This window comes from Streptomyces sp. NPDC018833 (assembly GCF_044390825.1).
Lineage (GTDB): Bacteria > Actinomycetota > Actinomycetes > Streptomycetales > Streptomycetaceae > Streptomyces.
On the sequence record NZ_JBIRZM010000001.1, the window covers coordinates 688,319 to 705,133 of the forward strand.

The window sequence follows — 16,815 nt, forward strand, 5'->3', positions numbered from 1 at the left end:
TCGAGCGGGCGATGGCTTGACTTCGGTGCCGTTAATGGCGGGCGATCCGGGAACTCTTGTTCCGTGCAGGGAAGTTGTGCAAGGGTGAGCCCTCTCACTACCGAACAAACGCCATTCTGATCAACCGTTCGAATTCCCTGAGGGCGAGCCTCTCCCAAAAGAAGCGGCACGCCACCGGATGGTATGGACCAACAGGTCCCGCTCCTTGTCGACCGGCTGTCGGCATCCTCCCTCGACCGGAGCCGATGGCCCCACAGCAACCCCCCACCGCAATGCCATGGATGGAAAGACGTCTATGCAGCACCCCAGCACGCCCGGAAACGTGTCTTCTTCTCAGTCCGGCCGCATACCCGGGGTCTCCGACGAGGAGTTCGCCGCCGCGCTGAACGACGGGGGAGCAAGTCAGGAGGCTTACCCCGTCAGCACGCTGCTGGCCAGGCACTGGCAGTCCGTGTTCGACTACGCCTCCCTCTGCTCGCCCTCATCGAAAATCGCCTCGATGCTGGCGACGGCCGCATTCGCGCAGCTCCTGGAGAATCTCGCGCGCAACGGCTCGGTCGGCGCACTGCGCCCCCATCTGCTGGTGACCACCCGCCATATGGCCAAGAGCTGGGCGGGCGACCAGCGGATCACCGCCATGCTGCCGGGGCTGTCGATTCCCGAACCGCCCGCCGAGAATAGACAGCTGGTGTCCCGGGCTTTCCACGCAATGCCGATGACGGCCCAAGTACTGCTGTGGCATGCCGAGGCGGAGGCCGAGGGCATATCCGTACCGGCCGGTTTGCTGGGTATTGATCCGCGCGCCGCGTCCGATCAACTCGCGCAGACGCGCGAGCAGTTCCGGCAGACGTGTGTACGCGTGCATCGGGAGTACGCACCCACCGGGGAATGCCGCCACTACAACCGCCTCCTCGACATATCCCTGCGCCGGGGCGGGGCGCTGATCCCCGACATTCAGGTGCATCTGTCCGAGTGCGCGTACTGCCGCTACGCCGCCGACCAACTGCGGCAGTCGCAAGGGCGGCTCGGTGTCCTGCTCGCCGAGGCTCTCCTGGGCGGCGCCGCGGAGTCCTACCTCGCCTCCCGGCCGGGCCGCCGTCGCCACGCCCGCCTGAAGGAAGGCCGGCCGGGACAGCCCGGGGCGCCCGGGGGTCGGGGGACCGGCCGGCACTCCCGGCGTGGCCGGGCCCGGGCCGCCCTGCCCGTCCTGGTCCTGCGGGGCAGGCGTGCCGCCGTGGAGAAGGCGACACCGGCCGCGCTCGGGATCGGCGCCGCCGTTGCCGCCACCGGGGTGCTGGCCGTCGCCCTCCTGGCCGCGCTGTGGTCCGACGAAGGCGACCACGCGGGACCGGCCGTCCCCAGCGGAGCGGTCACCGGCACGGCCCCGCCCGCCTCGCTCGCCCCGCCCGCGCCGGGCGCGAGCGGACAAGTGCCGTCCGCGCCGACGCCGTCCGCGTCCCTGCCGCCCGCCGAGGCGCCGCAGCCCTCGGCCACGTCGGCCGGCCACCCGAGCGGTCCGCTGACGACGCGACTGCGCAACGTCGAGGCCGACCTCTGCGTCGACTTCGCCGGCGGGAGGGCGAAGAAGGAGGTGGACGTCCTGATGGCGGCGTGCTCGTCGGCTCCGACCCAGCAGTGGGTGTACGAGAACGACGGCCGCCTGCGCAGCTCGGCCGCGCCCGAGCTGTGCCTGAACTCCCACGGACTCGACGGCATCGTTGTCGCCGGCGACTGCACGGGGCGCAGCGCGCCCGACGCCGGCGACGTCCGGTACGACCTGACCATCCAGGGCCACATCGTCCCGCGCTGGAACGAACGGCTCGCCGTGCTGCCTGCCTCCACCGACCCGGGGTCGCCCGTGGTCGTGAAGGTACGCGACGACTCACCGGGCCAGATCTGGGCGACGGACGTTGTCCGCTCGGGCCCGACGCAGCAGTCGGCTCCCTATACGGAGGACGTGGGTGGCCCGCCGCCGGACAGGGAGCGGTGCGTCCCGGAGACGTGCGAGCCGCCCCCTCCGGCGGGGAAGTCCGACGGGCAGCCGCCGGCCTCGCGGCCGTCCGCCACGCCGGAGAGGAGCTCCGAGGGCAGCCTGCGCCGCGTGAGTGACGACCCTTCGGCCACCCAGGAGACCCAGCCGCTCACCGGCCCGTCGACGCTGACCCCTGTGCTGCTGCGCCCCGCCCCTCAGATCCCCCGCCGCCCGGCACTGTCGGCACTCGCGGTGGATTAGGGGGAACGGCCCCATTGCCCGCACCGGACGGTCTGCGCGGCCCGGCGGGTCGCGCGCGGACCGGTCGCTTGTGGAGGGGGAGGCAGCAGGACTGTCACCCAGGGGTGTCCGCCCGGCGCATGGCACGAATGCGTCGGAGACGGAACGGCATCCCCGACGGGCCGGCCCCGGGGCGCCGTCCCCGCGGTGGCACAAGGAGGAGTGACACAAAGGGGAACGGCCTCATTGCCGTCGCCGGACGATCTGCGCGCCGCCGCCGGGCTGGGGGCGGAGGCAGCGGCAGGGCCGGCAGGGTGCCCGGCATCGAGGCACGGCGGCCGGCCGGGCCCGCCGGTCCCGTGCCGAAAGCGCGCGGGGTGACCGGGCCGGACGAGTGGCCAGGTACCTCAGGCCCGGCGGGGAGGCATCCCGCGCCGAGGAGCGGCGACATGGCCGTCCCCGGCGGGGACCCCCGGGGCCCACCGGACAATTGGCCGCGGCCCCGGGGGTCCCGCGACGCGGGCCTGCGCATCGCCCATGACCAGGCCCGCCTCCCGGAACGCCCTACGCCGGCGACGGGCCCACGATGCCGCGGATCACGCCCAGTTCCGCGAGGTCCTGGGGGCGGAGGCGGAGTTGGGCGGCCGTGTGGGGTACGTGGGTCGGGGGGCGTTTGAGGATCGCCGCGGCGAGTTCCGGGGCGATCACCGAGAAGTAGCTGTTCGGCGTCGCCCACGTGTTGCCCGGGGCCGCCAGTGCCAGCGCGCCCCCCGAGCCGCCCTCGCCGATCAGCAGGCTCGTCAGCGGGGTGCGTGCCGCCGCCATCGCCGTGAACAGGTCCGCGATCGCCGCGCCCGCGCCCTCCCGTTCCGCCTCGGCGTCGTTGGCCGCGCCGGGTGTGTCCACCAGCGTCAGCACGGGTAGCCCGAAGCGGTCCGCCAGCCGCACCACCCGCGCGGCCGTACGGTAACCGGCCGGGCGGGTCGCTGTCCCCGCCTGGGCGACGTACGCCACCGGCCGGCCCTCACGCAGCCCGACCCCGCACAGCATCCCGGGGTCGTCGCCGCCGCACCGGTCGCCGCGCAGCGGTTCGCGCCGGGTGAAGTAGTCGTCGAGGTACGCACCGGCCCGTGGCCGGTCCGGCTCCCGGGCCGCCCGCACCGCATCCCAGCCGGAGCGCGGCAGCTGCCCCGCGTCGCCCAGGGCCCGCGGCGGGGCGGCGGCCTGCGCCGGGCCGTCCGATCCCAGTGCCGCTGCCCAGAAGGAGACTGTGTCGCGCAGCGCCTCGGGCCGTACGACCGCGTCGATCTGACCCGCGGCGAGCTGCCCCTCGGCCGTGTACGCCTCCGGGTCCGCGTCCGGAGGCCGTATGCGCGAGCCCGCGAAGCCGACCTGTGCGCCGGGCAGGGCGAGGATCACGTCTGCGCCCGCCCCGAGGGTCGCCCAGCCGCCGCCCGTCGTCGGATCACGCAGCACGGCGATGTGCGGCATACCGGCCTCACGCAGCAGCACGGCCGCGCGCGCCACCCGCTGGAGCTGGGCCAGCGCGATCATCCCCTCCTGCATCCGGCTGCCGCCCGTCGCGATCAGCGACACCAGTGGCCGCCGGTTTTTCCGGGCCAGGGTGTACGCGGCCTCCAGCCGGTCCCCGGCGCGCTCGCTCAACGAGCCCCCGAGGAAGCCGAATTCGAAGGAGACGACGACGCAGGGGCGGTCGCCGAGCGTCGCCTCGCCGTGGACGACGGACTCGGCCGAGCCGGTGCGCAGCGCCGCCCGTTCGCGTGCCGCGCCGTAGCCCTCCCAGTCCAGCGGGCCGTCGCCCGTGCGGGGCGGCTCGGCGATCTCGTGCTCGGTGAAGTCGTCGCAGACCAGCGCGATCGCCGCACGGGCGGTCATCCGCTCAGCCATGGAGGGCCCGCTTCATGATCTTGCCCATGTCGTTGCGCGGGAGGACGTCGAGGAACCGCACCTCGCGCGGGCGTTTGTGCGGGGCCAGCTGCGCCGCCACATGCGCGGTCACCTCCTCGGCGGACGGGGGTGCCTGGGGGTCGGCCGCCACGATCCACGCGACGATCCGCTCGCCCAGATCCGCGTCCGGCGCACCGGTGACCGCGGCCTCTCTCACCGCGGGGTGGTCGAGGAGGACGTTCTCGATCTCCCCGGCACCGATCTTGTAACCGCCGCTCTTGATCAGGTCGGTCGCCTTGCGTCCCACGATCCGCACGTACCCGTCCGCGTCGCGCACCGCCATGTCCCCCGTGCGGAACCAGTCCCCGTCGAAGGCGGCCGCCGTCGCGTCGGGCCGGTTCAGGTACCCGGTGAACAGATGGTCGCCCCGCACCTGGATCTCACCGATCGTCTCCCCGTCCCACGCCGTGATCTGCGTGCCGTCCTCGTCGACCAACCGCAGTGAGACCCCGCGCAGGGGTACGCCGACCGTGCCGGGCCGTGCCCGCCCGTCCACCCGCACGCTCGTGTTCATCAGCGTCTCGGTCATGCCGTACCGCTCGATCACCCGCCGCCCGGTCGCCGCGGCGATCCGCTCGTGGTCCGGCAGCGGCAGCGCGGCCGACCCGGACACCAGCAGTCGTGCGCCGGTCAGCGCCTTCGCGAGCTCCGCGTCGTCGTCGAGCGCCTCTGCGAGCCGGTGGTACATCGTGGGTACGCCGAACAGCATCGTGCCGCCCCGGCGAAGCTCACGGGCCACGCCTTCGGGAGTGAACCTGCCCAGGTGCCGTACCTCGCCGCCGCGCCGCAACGGGCCGACGATGCCGAGGATCAGGCCGTGCACATGGAACAGCGGCAGCGCGTGCACCAGTACGTCGTCCGCGCTCCACTGCCAGGCGTCCTGGAGCGCGTCCAGTGTCGTGGCGACCGCGCGGCGCGGCAGTACGGCCCCCTTGGGCGGGCCGGTCGTGCCCGAGGTGTAGACGACGAACGCGGGCGCGCCGGGCCCTGGTTCGCCGGCCGGTACCCGCCCTTCGCCCGTCACGGGTACGTCGACGCGCTCCAACGAGCCGACACCGGCGGGCAGTTCGTCATCCGGCGCGGCGAGCAGCAGTGACGGCGCACTGTCGGACAGGATGTGCGCCAGCTCCCGCTCACCGGTCCTCGGGTTCAGCGGTACGACGGGTACGCCCGCGACCAGCGCCGCGACCGTGCCGACCGCGGTCTCCAGCGACGGGGTGGCCCACAGCGCGACCCGGCCGCCTTCCGCGGCCGGGCCGATCCGGGCCGCGAGAGCCCCGGCGGCACCGGCCAGCTGTCCGTAGGTCAGGGAGCGGTCCCCGAACCGCAGGGCGACCCGGTCGCCGTGGTCGGGGCCGCCGGCCGTCGGCGTCAGCGCCGGGAAGAGGGAACTCACTCGTAGACCTCCTGGTGTCGCGTGCCGCACACACGGCAGGCTCATGGCAGTGCTTCCCGTCGCATCATTGTCTCCCCGGCGAGGGGAGGCACCGGAACCGGTCACTGCCACGCGGGGGTCCGGTTGCGGTGCTCAGGGAAGAGGAAGCGCGATGTTCACGGCGTAGACGGCGACGAGTCCGAAACCGATCCGGAAGGTCCACGCACGGGTGGTGTCGGAGATACGGGCACCCGCGTATCCGCCGGCCGCCACGAGGAACTGCTGCCAGGCGAGTGAGGCGATCAGGACGCCCCCGACGAACACGGCACCGGCCGCGCCGCTTTGGAGGGCCGCCCCCTGCGCGGTGGTGAGGGCGGCGAAGTACAGCGCGGTCGTGGGATTGACGGCCGTGAGCGCGGCGAACCGGGCGAACACCCGGCCGGGCCGCGGCCGCGCGACCGGCTCGGCCCGCCCGGCGAGCCGGCCCGGGTTCGCCGACCGGAGGCGCTGCCCGCTCTCCGCCCCCGCCGGGGCACCGGGCCCGCGCACCGAGGACCACAGGCCGTGCGCCGCGATGCCCGCCAGGATCAGGGCCGACGCCAGCCGTACCCATGCCTCCACCCCCGACAGCGCCGAGGCCACCAGTGGGCCCAACGCCGTGGCCAGCGCCGCGTACGCCATGTCGACCACCGCGACCGCCGACGCCGCGGCCACCGCGGTGCCGCGGCTGCGCATCGACTCCTGGACCAGCAGCACGCCGATCGCGCCCACCGGTACCGCCACTCCCAGTCCGGCCACCGCACCTGCTGCGGCCGTCGTCCAGATGTCTGTCATGGGCACACCGTGGTGCGTCGGCCGACGCTCCCGCGGTCGCGTACCGGCCATGGCTGCGACAATCGCGGTATGGACGGTCTCGACAGCGAAATCCTCGGGGTGCTGCGTAAGGATGCGCGGATCTCCTACCGCGATCTCGGCGTCCGTGTCGGGCTGAGCGCCAACGCCGCCGCCGACCGGGTGCGCCGGATGGTCCGCGACGGGGTCATCCGCGGCTTCACCACGATCGTCGACCCGACGGCCGGCCCGCGGCCCGGTCTCGTCGTCTTCATCGACATCACCCTGCGCCTGGACACGACGAACGAGGAGTTCGAGCAGGTCGTGCTCAAGCTGCCGGGCATCACCGAGGTCGTCCATGTCACCGGCGCGCACGACTATCTCGTACGGGCCACGGCCGCCGACGCGGCCGAGCTCGACGCGCTGCTGCGCACCCTCAAGCGGGAGGCCGGAGTCGCCCAGTCCAGCACCCGTATCGCCCTGCGGGACGCCCGGGCCTCCACTACCGGGGGGACCACCAGGTGAGAGCGGTGTGCCGGCCGCCGTCCTCGCGCAGCCCGTCGTCCGTCACCCGCAGCCGCGCCCAGGGCACACCCTCGGCGAGCGACCCGGTCGCGTCGACCTCCACGCCGATCCCCGAGACGTCCGGTCGCCGGTGCGCGGCGGCCGGCGCGCCGCGCGGCGCCGCGAGCAGCCGCTCGTTCACCGGCGCGCCGCACCAGGCGTCGTCGGCCCCGGGCCGGGCCGGGACTTCGCCGCCAGCGGGCTCATGTGGCCGCTCCTCAGTGGCCATCGCCGCCGGGGACCTCGTCAGCGATGTCGTCGTCCCGGAGGTCCGCGGCGGAGGAGGAAGGGGAGGGGGACGTGGCGCCGACGGACGGCAGGCCGTTCTCGTACGAATTCGTGCCGTCGGAGCCGAGACCGGGGCCCGGATCGGTGGCGCCGGGGACCTCGTCAGAGAGGCCGTCGTCCCGGAGGTCCGCGGCGGAGGAGGAAGGGGAGGGGGACGCGGCGCCGACGGACGGCAGGCCGTGCGCGTAGGAATCCGTGCCGTCGGAGCCGAGACCGGAGCCCGGACCGGTGGCGTGGTCGGAGCGGTCGGAGTAATCGGTGAGGGGGTCCAGAAAGAGGGGCTGGATCTTGCCCTCCAGCATCGCGCCGAGGCCGAGGATCGTGCAGGTGTCGGGCCGCTCGGCGATCTGCACCGACATGCCGGTCGCCTCGTGCAGCATCTGGTCGAGGCCCGGCAGCAGCGCACTGCCGCCGACCATCATGATGCCGCGGTCGACGAGGTCGGCGACCAGGTCCGGCGGGCAGTTGCGCAGCACCTTGCCGATGCCGTCGAGGACCGAGGTGAGGGGCGTGTGGATGGCCTCCCGTACAGCGGCGGTGTCGACGCGCACCGAGCGGGCGAGTCCGGTGGCGACGTCCCGGCCGTGGATCTCGGTGGACGCCGGGCCCTGCGGGGTGAGGCCGTTGCCGCGCAGCGCCAGCTGAAGAGGGCGTACGGACTGGCTGGGCAGCATCAGCTCGTGCCGGTGGCGCAGGTGCTGGATCACCGCGTAGTCGACGGCGTTGCCGCCGACCGGGACGCGCTCGGCCGTGACGATGGAGCCGAGTGACAGGACCGCGATCTGGGTGGTCGCCGCCCCGCACACCATGATCATGGTGGCGGTGGGCTGCTCGACCGGGAGCCCGCAGCCGACGGCCGCGGCGATCAGCGTGTCCACGAGCTCGACCCGGCGCGCGCCGAGACCGACCAGCGTCTCGACGGTGGCCCGCTGTGCCAGCGGGTCGGAGTCGTGCGGAGTGCTCGCGGCGGCACGCAGCCGGGGCTTGCGGCGCAGCTGGCGGCGGAGCTTCTCGCCCAGCAGATGGCGCAGCATCCGCTGGGCCATCTCGATGTCGACGACGGTTCCCCCGGTGACAGGCCGGGCGACGCGGATGTAGTCGGGTGTGCGACCCGTCATCTTCTCGGCGAGCGTACCGACCGCGATCAGCGCGCCGGTACGGGTGTTCACGGCGGCGACGCTGGGCTCGTCGACGACAAGACCCTTGCCCTTCACGAAGACGCGGGTCCTGGCGGCCCCCAGGTCGACGGCGACATGGCAACGGCGCAGCTGCTCAAGGCTGACGGTCACGGCAGATCCTCCCGAGTGCGGTACTTGTTCGTATCGTCCGATCGCACGGGGCCGTGCGCGCGCTGGGCTGCGCCGGTCGGGGGCGTACCGGTCCGATGCTCGGCCGGACGAGGGCAGGACCGGGCGGTCCGCGCCGGCTCGGTTACGGGAGGGGGGTCGCTGTTGCCGTTCCGTCAGATGCTGTGGAGGACCTGGGGTCGGGCGGGCCGATTACGGGAGCGGGGCCCACTGTTGTCGTTCCGTCAGATGCGGCGCAGCCGGGGCCGGTGGCGGCCCTGTTACGGAACTGAGGGCCGTTGCTGTCGTTCCGTCAGATGAGGCGCTGCAGCAGTCCCCAGGTGAACTCGGCGATCCGCTCGCCCTCGCCGGGCGGGGTGAAGGCCAGCCGCCATCGCGTCGGCGCCGATCCCTCCAGCGGACGGACCGGTGTGAACGCCCTCGCCACCTCGTCGACCGTGCACGACCAGGGCGTCAGGTCCGCCGTCCTCCGCAGCTCGGGGCCGGCCGCACCCGGTGCGCGTACGAGCCACTCGTTCCACACCGCGCCCTTGTCCGTGGCCAGGACCTCGAAGCGCAGGTCGGGCCAGAGCGGGAGGGGCCACAGCAGCGCGTCGCACTCGAGGTCGCCGATCCGCCGGTGCTCTACCGACTCGGGTTCGCCGAGCACCGAGCGGTAGCGGGTCAGGGCGCCGCGCCCGCGGGGTACGCGGATCATGGCCTGCCAGCGGCGGTTCGCCTCCCGCATCCTCGCCTGCGGGACGCCGAGCGTGCGCCGTGCGTCGTCGACCAGGTCCGGCTGGTGGTCGGCCATCCGGCGCAGCAGTACGAGCTGGAAGTCGAGCGGTCCGAAGGGGGCGCCTGTACTCATGCCCGACATCCTGCCCTTCCGGACGCGACGGCACGTGCGAGGGGGCTCGCTGGGGAAGTGGAGATTCCACACAAGATCCTCACACCCTTACCCACCGCCCGTCCTCTGGTGCCGCATACTCTCCGGAAGCCATGGATTACTGCCACCCGTGCGGACGGCACCTCAACGGCGCGCTGGCCTGTGCCGGGTGCGGCACCCCCGTCGAGGAGCTCCGCCGCCACTCCACCAGCGCGCCCGACCCGGGCCACGTCTACGAGCTGGACGTGGAGCCCGAGCCGGCGCACCCCGGGCCGCGTGCCGCGCGCCGCCAGGCGCAGGCGCGCCGCAAGCCCGCGCGCGCCGGACGCCGGGCGCGCAAGAAGCGCGGGCGCAAGGTGATCATGGGAACGTTCGGGCTGGTGCTGGCAGCGGGGGCGCTGAGCCTCGCGGAGCTCGCGATCGAGGGGGCCGGTGACGACGGGGCGGCCACCACGGTGAAGGAACAGGACGTCGTCGAGACCGAGACGATCGAGCCGTCGGCCCTGGAGGACACCCCGGACGGTCCGGGCGAGGTGAGCGAGCAGCCGGTGACGTCCTCCGGATCCCCACGGCCGGCCAGGAGCGCCGCCGGGTCCGGCAAGGGAACCGGCGCGCCCGCCGCCGGACAGGCGGATGACGTCGGTGACGGTGACGGCGGTGCCGGTCCGGAGCCCTCCGCGTCCGAGTCGGCCGGTGACGACGCCTCCCCCTCCGCGACGGACGGTCCGCCAGACGGTGACCCCTCGGCGAGCGATGGGCCGTCCTCCGGCACGGGGAAACCGGAGCCGCCGCAGCAGGATCCGCCGCCACCGGAGCCCTCGCCCTCAAAGACCTGCGAACGCTTCCTGTGGTGGTGCGTCTGACGCCGGCGCGCCCGGCGTGGCCCCTCGTTCCTTGAACTGTTCAGCGGCGGGGCCGGTCGGCGGGGCCGGTCCGCGGGCTTCTCAGTCCTTGGGCCGGTCGTCGCCGCGCTCGCCCAGCATCCGCCTGAGCAGGTCCCTCAGCGCCGTCCGCTCCTCGGTGGACAGCTCGGCCAGCGGTTCGCGCGCGAAGTCCAGTGACGAGCGCAGCTGCCGTGCCGTGCCGCGCCCTTCCTGGGTGACCGCGGCCAGCTTGACCCTGCGGTCGCCCGGGTCGGGGCGCCGCTCCACCAGGCCCCGGGCCTCCAGCCGGTCCACGAGGCCCGTGATGTTCGACGGCTCGCACTTCAGCTTCTGCGCGATACGGCGCATGGGCAGCGGCTCCAGGGTCAGCAGCCCCAGCACGCGGGCCTGCGCGCCGGTGAGGGAGTACTCGGCCGCCGCCTGCTCGTACTCGTCGTGGTAACGGGCCACGACGGAGCCGATGAGCTCGATGACTTCGAGGGTGAGGGGGTCTGTTCCTTGGGGGGCCATAGGTGCCAGGATACCCAGATACTTGACAGTCTTAAATATCCAGGCGCATGGTTGTTTCAGTTACTGAAGCATTCCTAGGAGGCAACCGGCATGTCCGCTCTTCCCGCGTCCGGCCGTGAATGGCACCTCGTCGCCCGCCCGCACGGCTGGCCCAAGCCCGAGGACTTCGCCCTGCGTGAGGCGGAGGTCACCGAGCCGGGTGAGGGCCGGATCCTCGTGCGCAATCTGTACTTCTCGGTCGACCCGTACATGCGGGGCCGGATGAACGACGTGAAGTCCTACGTCCCGCCGTTCCAGCTCGACCACCCCATGGACGGCGGCGCTGTCGGCGAGGTCGTCGCGTCGAACGCCGAGGGCTTCGCGGTCGGCGACCACGTGCTGCACGGCCTCGGGTGGCGGGAGTACGCGAGCGTGCCCGCGCAGCACGCCGTCAAGGTCGACGCGTCGCTGGCGCCGCTCTCCGCGTACCTCGGCGTGCTCGGCATGACCGGCCTGACCGCCTACGCGGGCCTGTTCGAGGTGGCGTCCTTCAAGGAGGGCGACACGGTCTTCGTCTCCGGCGCCGCCGGGGCCGTGGGCAGCCAGGTCGGCCAGATGGCCCGGATCAAGGGCGCCGCGCGCGTCATCGGCTCGGCCGGCTCCGACGAGAAGGTCAAGCGCCTGGTCGAGGAGTACGGGTTCGACGCCGCGTTCAACTACAAGGACGGCCCGGTGGCCGAGCAGCTGAAGCAAGCCGCCCCCGACGGCATCGACGTCTACTTCGACAACGTCGGCGGGGACCACCTGGAGGCAGCCATCTCCTCCTTCAACGTCGGCGGCAGGGCGACCATCTGCGGAATGATCGCCCAGTACAACAACACCGAGCCGACCCCCGGACCGCGCAACCTCGCCATGATCATCGGCAAGCGGCTGCGCCTGCAGGGCATGCTGGTGAACGACCACTCCGCGCTCCAGCCGCAGTTCGTCCAGGACGTCGCGGGCTGGATCGCCTCCGGCGAGCTGAAGTACGACGAGACCGTCGTCGAGGGTATCGAGAACGGCTACGACGCCTTCACCGGTCTGCTGCGCGGCGAGAACACCGGAAAGATGATCGTTTCTCTCGCCTGACACGCCACCCGTTAGGCTCTTCCCCAGCCGCCGCGATCGTGGGCGCGAGTCGCGGCGAACCAGCAGGAGGAAGACTCCATGTCCATCTCGCAGTCCGAGGTGCTCTACACCGCTGTCGCCACCGCGGAGAACGGCCGTGACGGCCGCGTCGCCACTCACGACGGCATCCTCGACTTCGTCGTGACCCCGCCCAAGGAGCTGGGCGGCAGCGGCACCGGGACCAACCCGGAGCAGCTGTTCGCCGCCGGTTACAGCGCCTGCTTCCAGCAGGCCCTCGTCGTCGTCGCCCGCCAGGAGAAGGCGGACATCTCCGGATCGACGGTCACCGCCGAGGTCGGCCTGGGCAAGAACGACGACTGCTTCGGCCTGATCGTCAAGCTGTCCGCGAGCATCCCGAACGTGGACGCCGCCACGGCCCAGGACCTCATCGAAAAGGCCCACCAGGTCTGCCCGTACTCCAAGGCGACCCGCGGCAACATCACGGTCGACCTCGCCGTCTGACGCGACCGACGACAAAGGGCCGTACCCCGAGCGGGGGTACGGTCCTCGTCGCACGTTCGGCGGGTCAGCAGCTGGTCAGCGGGTCAGCAGCGCCCGGCCGATCTGCGCGAACACACCCTTCGGGTGCGCCCGGAACAGCGGCTCCGTGCCGAACAGCACCACCGGCGCCCCGGCTTTCGTCGTACCCGAGACGATCGACGCCCGGCCCGCCGCGTCCGTCGGGCCGCCCTTGCCGTCATCCGCCGCGCGCCAGTGCCCGGACACCAGCGGGTTCCCGGAGCCGTACGACTGCTCCACCCGCACACCGCTGCCCAGGCCGGTGAACCAGCCCGGCGAGTAGACGAACGTGTGCGCCGGGGCGCCGCCCGTGATCGGCCCGCGCGAGTTGGTCACCCGCACCACGCCGTTGGCGTCGACGTTGCCCGACACCGCGGTCACCTCCAGCAGCGACGCGGCCGCGTTGAACGCCGCACCCTGCCCGCCGAGTCCGACCACCGTGACACCACTCGCGTCGAACGCCGCCCGGGCCGCTGGCGTCAGCTTCGCGTGGTCCAGGCCGGAGGAGACGAACAAAGTGTCCACCGAGGACCAGTCGAAGCCCGCGTTGAGCACGTCCGTCGAGACGGGCACCACCGCGAAGCCCATCTCCCGCAGCGCGAACAGCTCTCCGGGAGAGGCGGCCACGGCGACCCTGGTGTGGTGCAGCTCCGTCGTGCCGTGGACGTCCGCCCGGTCGAACGCGACCCCGAGCCGGTCCGCCAGTACCCGTGCCGCACCCCGCGCCGAGCCAGGCACGACCGCCGAACCGTCGTTCGCCCGCCGCACCCGGACGCCCTGCGCCAGCAGGGAGTTGAGGGCCGCGATCTCCTTCGGATCGTCGAGGCGCAGCCGCAGGTCGCCGTACGGGGCGACCCGGCCGGTCGGCGAAGCGGCGTGCACCGTGCGGGTCGGCACCCGCGGTGCGGCGGATACGGACCTGTCCACGGTCGCGCCCCACAGCCGGCCGATGCTCCAGCCCGAGATGTCGTACATGACCGAGACGTCCGCGCTGATGTCACGACCGTCGGCGAGGATCACATTGGCCAGACCGCGCTTGGGCTGGTGCATGTCGACCACGTACGAACCGGCCGGGTAGGCGCGCCCCTGAAGCCGGAACGGCGTGCGGGCCCGCTCCACGCGGACGTCGTTGGCGACAAGATGGTCCACCAGGCGGGCCGCCGCCACCGCCGACCTCTGGAAGCGTCCGGCCGGGATCACATAGGCACGCGGGAACGTCGCCGTGTACACGTCCTCGGGTCCGATGCCCGGCACGCCCGGCACGGTCTCCTCCGACACCGGCCGCTGCGCCTCGCCCGCGGCGCCCCGCCGGAACGTCTCGATCTGATCGGCGATCACCGACGTGCGGTGCGTGTGCGTGTAGTCGAGCGTCGCCCGCATCGCGGCACCCGCGATGTCCGTGTTGACGGCGGCCCGCCGGCGCAGCTCCGCGGCCGGCAGCGCGTCGTAGTCACGGTTGTTGACCCGCATCGGGAACTCGATCGTGTGGGAGGCCACCGCGCCGTGGAACGGCATGTACTGCGGGGTGAAGATGGGCGGCCAGTCGTCCCAGCCCTCCTTCTCGTCCCGGAACGGGATGACAGCCGGCCGCACCCCGTCCTTGTCGAGGGTGTAGCCGAGGCCGTTGACGGCCTTCTCCATGCCGAGGGCGTTGGCGTAGGCGTTCTTCAGGAAGAGGTCGTACTCGTAGTTCTCGCCGTGCGGCGGGGTCGTCGGCTCGATCAGCGTGCCGTTGACATAGCCGTGCAGATCCAGCATCACCGCCGGCTGCTTCTCGATCGCGATCCGCCGGATGGCACGGGTCTCGGGCTGGGTCGCGGTGATGAAGTCCCGGTTCAGATCGAAGCCGCCCGCGTTGGCGCGGGTGCCCGCGATCCGGCCGTCCGGATTGGCGGTCACGTTCAGGTAGATGCGGTTCTTCGCGAGCAGGTCGGCGGTCCGGGCGTCGTTCGCCTTCGCCAGCTCCTCGATGAGCTTCAGCGCAGCGTCCGTGCCCTCCCACTCGTTGCCGTGGATGTTGTTGTTGATGAACACGGGAGTCTTGTACGCGGCGGCGATGCGCGCGTCCCCGGCCGCGGCCGCCGGCGCGTTCTCGATCCGCTCCCGCATCCGCTCCTGCTCGCGGGCCTGGGCGGCGCTCTCCGGGGCGGTCACGGTGACGAGATACAGCTCGTGCCCGCCCGCCGAGTGGCCTGCGACCTCGACGCTGACCCGGTCGCCCAGCCGCTGCAGGGCGTTGAGCCGCGGCGCGAGCGAGTGGTACGGGGCCAGGCCCAGCTTGATGGACTTGTCGTCCGGATTCACCGGCGGGGCGTCGAGCGTCGTCTCGCGCGGATAGCCGCCGGTCCTCGCCTGCCGGTCGGACGCCGTGTCGAGCGCGTCGGCGGCGGTCGACGCGGGAGCCCCGGCCGGCCCGGTGTCCCGTCCGCCGCCCTCCCGCACGGGGTGCGGCCGGGGCTCGTCAGGGCCCGGGGCCGCGGTCGCGGACGGGGTTAAGAGCAGGGCGCCCGCGAGTGCGGCCGCGAGAGTGGAGGTGATCAGGACGGGTCGGGATGATCCCATGCGGTACGGACCTTTCGAACGCCGGAAGGAATCGGTTGACGATCAGTTAGGCGAGGTCTACCGGTTCGGCTCCCGAACAACAAGAGCACCACCGATAAGCTGTGCGCATGCGTGATCTCGGGGCGGGTTTCGGTTATCTGATGAAGGGCCAGCGGTGGGTCGGCCGGCACGGTCGCTGGTTCGGCTTCGGACTGCTGCCCGGCCTGGTCACCCTCGTGCTGTACGCGGCGGCGCTCGCCGCTCTCGCCTGGGGGGCGGGTGACCTCGTCGCATGGGCGACGCCGTTCGCCGACGACTGGTCCTCCCCGTGGCAGGGCGTCCTGCGGGGCACGCTGACGGCGTTCGCCTTCGTCTTCGGCCTGTTCCTCGCGGTGATCACCTTCACGGCGGTGACTCTGCTGGTCGGCCAGCCCTTCTACGAGTCCCTGTCCGAACACGTCGACCGCACCGAGGGTGGCGACGTCCCCGGCTCCGGTCTGCCGCTGTGGTGTGAACTGTGGATCTCCGCACGCGACTCGGTGCGCATCCTCCTGCGCGTCGCCTGCTACGGCGTGCTGCTCTTCGCCTGCGGCTTCATCCCGGTCGTCGGCCAGACCGTCGTGCCTGTGGTCGGCTTCTGCGTCTCCGGCTTCTTCCTCACCGAGGAGCTGACCGCGGTCGCGCTCCAGCGGCGCGGCGTCGAACTGAAGGAGCGGCTGCGACTGTTGCGCGGCCGGCGGCTGCTCGTCCTCGGCTTCGGGGTGCCGCTCACGCTGGCGTTCCTCGTCCCGTTCCTGGCGGTGTTCCTGATGCCGGGCGCGGTCGCGGGCGCGACGCTGATGGCACGCGACCTGGTGTCCCCGCCGGACGAGGACGCCCCTGCCCCGGCCCGCCAGGCGGCCCACCCCGGCCAGGCCCCGTACGGATTCCGCAAGGACTGAGCCGCGCCAGGGGTGCCGGGCGTCAGGGCCCGGGCCGGGATCCGCCGGACACCCCCAGGCGGTACGTCAGCCCGCGGGCAGCTCCACGAGCGCGAGGCCCGCCGCTCCCTGCCCCGCGTCCGCGAGCAGTGTGCCGTCCGGGCCCCAGACCGCGCTGCCACCCCGGCACTCGCCCTCGTCGCCGTTGCCTACCTGGTTGGCGAGGAGGACGTACAGGCCGTTGTCCCGGGCGCGCACCGGATACACCTTCTCGAACGAGTCGTTGTCCACGTCCAGGACCGAACTCGCCACGTACACACGGCAGTCGTCCGCCTTCGCACCCTCGGCGAGCTCGGGGAACCGGTTGTCGTAGCAGATCGCGACCGAGAAGCGGACCCCGTCGAGCTCGAAACGGCCCTCCTCGGCGCCCGCGGTGAACAGCTCCCATTCCCCTCCGTACAGATGCGTCTTGTCGTACCGGGCGAGCAGTCCGCCGTCCGGACCGATCACCAGCGCCGAGATCGTCGGCCGGTCGCCGTCCGCGCGGGCCGCGCAGCCGACCAGTGCCGCGGTCGCGGTCGAACGGCACGCCTCCCGCACCGGCTCCAGCCGGGGATCGTCCTCGGCCAGCCACATGCCGGGGTCCGCGGCGATCGGAGCCAGGGCGTAACCCTGGGCGGCGAGCTCGCAGAACGCCACGAACCGCGCGCCCTGCGCGGCCGCTTCGTGGACCAGGGCTGCCATGCTGCCGACATTGGCCTCGATGTCGCCGGGAACGGACGGGAACTGCGCTGCTGCGATCCTCATGCCGCCCATCATCGCGTCTCGGCAGCCGGGAGAAACCCCGGACCGGTTGAACGTGGAGCGACTCCCCGCCAGCAT

The 16,815-nt window shown here is 72.7% G+C and carries 14 protein-coding genes and 1 pseudogene; 6 read left to right on the forward strand and 9 right to left on the reverse strand.

The window, feature by feature from the left end:
• Window positions 1-322 precede the first annotated feature (322 nt).
• Entirely contained in the window at window positions 323-2,233 is a 1,911-nt protein-coding gene (locus ACH5AF_RS03185) for a ricin-type beta-trefoil lectin domain protein (RefSeq protein ID WP_398899612.1), read from the forward strand.
• 543 nt (window positions 2,234-2,776) lie between these two features.
• Here ACH5AF_RS03185 and ACH5AF_RS03190 read toward each other — a convergent pair.
• The 3 genes from ACH5AF_RS03190 to ACH5AF_RS03200 form a co-directional block, all read right to left on the reverse strand.
• Window positions 2,777-4,120, reverse strand: coding sequence for a carboxyl transferase domain-containing protein (locus ACH5AF_RS03190; RefSeq protein ID WP_398899614.1), 1,344 nt, complete (start codon window positions 4,118-4,120; stop codon window positions 2,777-2,779).
• Window positions 4,113-5,576 carry an acyl-CoA synthetase gene (locus ACH5AF_RS03195; RefSeq protein WP_398899615.1) on the reverse strand — a complete coding sequence of 488 codons (1,464 nt, stop codon included), beginning with the start codon at window positions 5,574-5,576 and terminating at the stop codon, window positions 4,113-4,115. The genes ACH5AF_RS03190 and ACH5AF_RS03195 overlap by 8 nt, the downstream gene beginning before the upstream one ends.
• Before the next feature lie 132 nt (window positions 5,577-5,708).
• Entirely contained in the window at window positions 5,709-6,389 is a 681-nt protein-coding gene (locus ACH5AF_RS03200; RefSeq protein ID WP_398899616.1) for a hypothetical protein, read from the reverse strand.
• A 69-nt stretch (window positions 6,390-6,458) separates the two neighbouring features.
• On the opposite strand from ACH5AF_RS03200, the gene ACH5AF_RS03205 reads away from it, so the two are divergent.
• On the forward strand, window positions 6,459-6,911 hold the full coding sequence (locus ACH5AF_RS03205; protein WP_398899617.1) for an Lrp/AsnC family transcriptional regulator: 453 nt from the start codon (window positions 6,459-6,461) through the stop codon (window positions 6,909-6,911).
• Here ACH5AF_RS03205 and ACH5AF_RS03210 read toward each other — a convergent pair.
• The 3 genes and pseudogenes from ACH5AF_RS03210 to ACH5AF_RS03220 form a co-directional block, all read right to left on the reverse strand.
• The gene (locus tag ACH5AF_RS03210) at window positions 6,889-7,179 is read right to left on the reverse strand and encodes a hypothetical protein (protein WP_398899618.1); all 291 of its coding nucleotides are present in this window, start codon (window positions 7,177-7,179) and stop codon (window positions 6,889-6,891) included. The two genes, ACH5AF_RS03205 and ACH5AF_RS03210, sit on opposite strands and share 23 nt — an antisense overlap.
• Before the next feature lie 319 nt (window positions 7,180-7,498).
• A pseudogene (locus ACH5AF_RS03215) lies at window positions 7,499-8,527 on the reverse strand (rod shape-determining protein); the annotation flags it as partial.
• A 310-nt stretch (window positions 8,528-8,837) separates the two neighbouring features.
• A complete protein-coding gene (locus tag ACH5AF_RS03220) occupies window positions 8,838-9,395 on the reverse strand; it encodes a hypothetical protein (protein ID WP_398899619.1) in 558 nt (185 codons plus the stop codon).
• Between the two features lie 131 nt (window positions 9,396-9,526).
• Here ACH5AF_RS03220 and ACH5AF_RS03225 point away from each other — a divergent pair, with 131 nt between their 5' ends.
• Window positions 9,527-10,276, forward strand: a complete 750-nt coding sequence (locus tag ACH5AF_RS03225) for a hypothetical protein (RefSeq protein ID WP_398899620.1) — start codon at window positions 9,527-9,529, stop codon at window positions 10,274-10,276.
• 81 nt (window positions 10,277-10,357) lie between these two features.
• On the opposite strand, the gene ACH5AF_RS03230 is transcribed toward ACH5AF_RS03225, so the two are convergent.
• Window positions 10,358-10,807, reverse strand: coding sequence for a MarR family winged helix-turn-helix transcriptional regulator (locus ACH5AF_RS03230; RefSeq protein ID WP_398899621.1), 450 nt, complete (start codon window positions 10,805-10,807; stop codon window positions 10,358-10,360).
• Between the two features lie 90 nt (window positions 10,808-10,897).
• Here ACH5AF_RS03230 and ACH5AF_RS03235 point away from each other — a divergent pair, with 90 nt between their 5' ends.
• Entirely contained in the window at window positions 10,898-11,914 is a 1,017-nt protein-coding gene (locus ACH5AF_RS03235; protein ID WP_398899622.1) for an NADP-dependent oxidoreductase, read from the forward strand.
• 78 nt (window positions 11,915-11,992) lie between these two features.
• Window positions 11,993-12,415, forward strand: coding sequence for an organic hydroperoxide resistance protein (locus ACH5AF_RS03240; protein WP_398899623.1), 423 nt, complete (start codon window positions 11,993-11,995; stop codon window positions 12,413-12,415).
• Between the two features lie 75 nt (window positions 12,416-12,490).
• Here the strand turns inward: ACH5AF_RS03240 and ACH5AF_RS03245 are convergent, their stop codons facing one another.
• Window positions 12,491-15,034, reverse strand: coding sequence for a M14 family zinc carboxypeptidase (locus ACH5AF_RS03245; protein WP_398899624.1), 2,544 nt, complete (start codon window positions 15,032-15,034; stop codon window positions 12,491-12,493).
• Between the two features lie 107 nt (window positions 15,035-15,141).
• On the opposite strand from ACH5AF_RS03245, the gene ACH5AF_RS03250 reads away from it, so the two are divergent.
• A complete protein-coding gene (locus ACH5AF_RS03250) occupies window positions 15,142-15,954 on the forward strand; it encodes an EI24 domain-containing protein (RefSeq protein ID WP_398899625.1) in 813 nt (270 codons plus the stop codon).
• A 66-nt stretch (window positions 15,955-16,020) separates the two neighbouring features.
• Here ACH5AF_RS03250 and ACH5AF_RS03255 read toward each other — a convergent pair whose 3' ends face one another.
• Window positions 16,021-16,740 carry a carbon-nitrogen hydrolase family protein gene (locus ACH5AF_RS03255; protein WP_398899626.1) on the reverse strand — a complete coding sequence of 240 codons (720 nt, stop codon included), beginning with the start codon at window positions 16,738-16,740 and terminating at the stop codon, window positions 16,021-16,023.
• Window positions 16,741-16,815: the final 75 nt, after the last annotated feature.

What these genes read in the sequence shown, in the direction of transcription:
- ACH5AF_RS03190 (WP_398899614.1), bottom strand. Translation starts at nt 4,120, where the DNA reads ATGGCTGAGCGGATGACCGCCCGTGCGGCGATCGCGCTGGTCTGCGAC.
- ACH5AF_RS03200 (WP_398899616.1), bottom strand. Translation starts at nt 6,389, where the DNA reads ATGACAGACATCTGGACGACGGCCGCAGCAGGTGCGGTGGCCGGACTG.
- ACH5AF_RS03205 (WP_398899617.1), top strand. Translation starts at nt 6,459, where the DNA reads ATGGACGGTCTCGACAGCGAAATCCTCGGGGTGCTGCGTAAGGATGCG.
- ACH5AF_RS03210 (WP_398899618.1), bottom strand. Translation starts at nt 7,179, where the DNA reads ATGGCCACTGAGGAGCGGCCACATGAGCCCGCTGGCGGCGAAGTCCCG.
- ACH5AF_RS03220 (WP_398899619.1), bottom strand. Translation starts at nt 9,395, where the DNA reads ATGAGTACAGGCGCCCCCTTCGGACCGCTCGACTTCCAGCTCGTACTG.
- ACH5AF_RS03225 (WP_398899620.1), top strand. Translation starts at nt 9,527, where the DNA reads ATGGATTACTGCCACCCGTGCGGACGGCACCTCAACGGCGCGCTGGCC.
- ACH5AF_RS03230 (WP_398899621.1), bottom strand. Translation starts at nt 10,807, where the DNA reads ATGGCCCCCCAAGGAACAGACCCCCTCACCCTCGAAGTCATCGAGCTC.
- ACH5AF_RS03235 (WP_398899622.1), top strand. Translation starts at nt 10,898, where the DNA reads ATGTCCGCTCTTCCCGCGTCCGGCCGTGAATGGCACCTCGTCGCCCGC.
- ACH5AF_RS03240 (WP_398899623.1), top strand. Translation starts at nt 11,993, where the DNA reads ATGTCCATCTCGCAGTCCGAGGTGCTCTACACCGCTGTCGCCACCGCG.
- ACH5AF_RS03245 (WP_398899624.1), bottom strand. Translation starts at nt 15,034, where the DNA reads ATGGGATCATCCCGACCCGTCCTGATCACCTCCACTCTCGCGGCCGCA.
- ACH5AF_RS03250 (WP_398899625.1), top strand. Translation starts at nt 15,142, where the DNA reads ATGCGTGATCTCGGGGCGGGTTTCGGTTATCTGATGAAGGGCCAGCGG.
- ACH5AF_RS03255 (WP_398899626.1), bottom strand. Translation starts at nt 16,740, where the DNA reads ATGAGGATCGCAGCAGCGCAGTTCCCGTCCGTTCCCGGCGACATCGAG.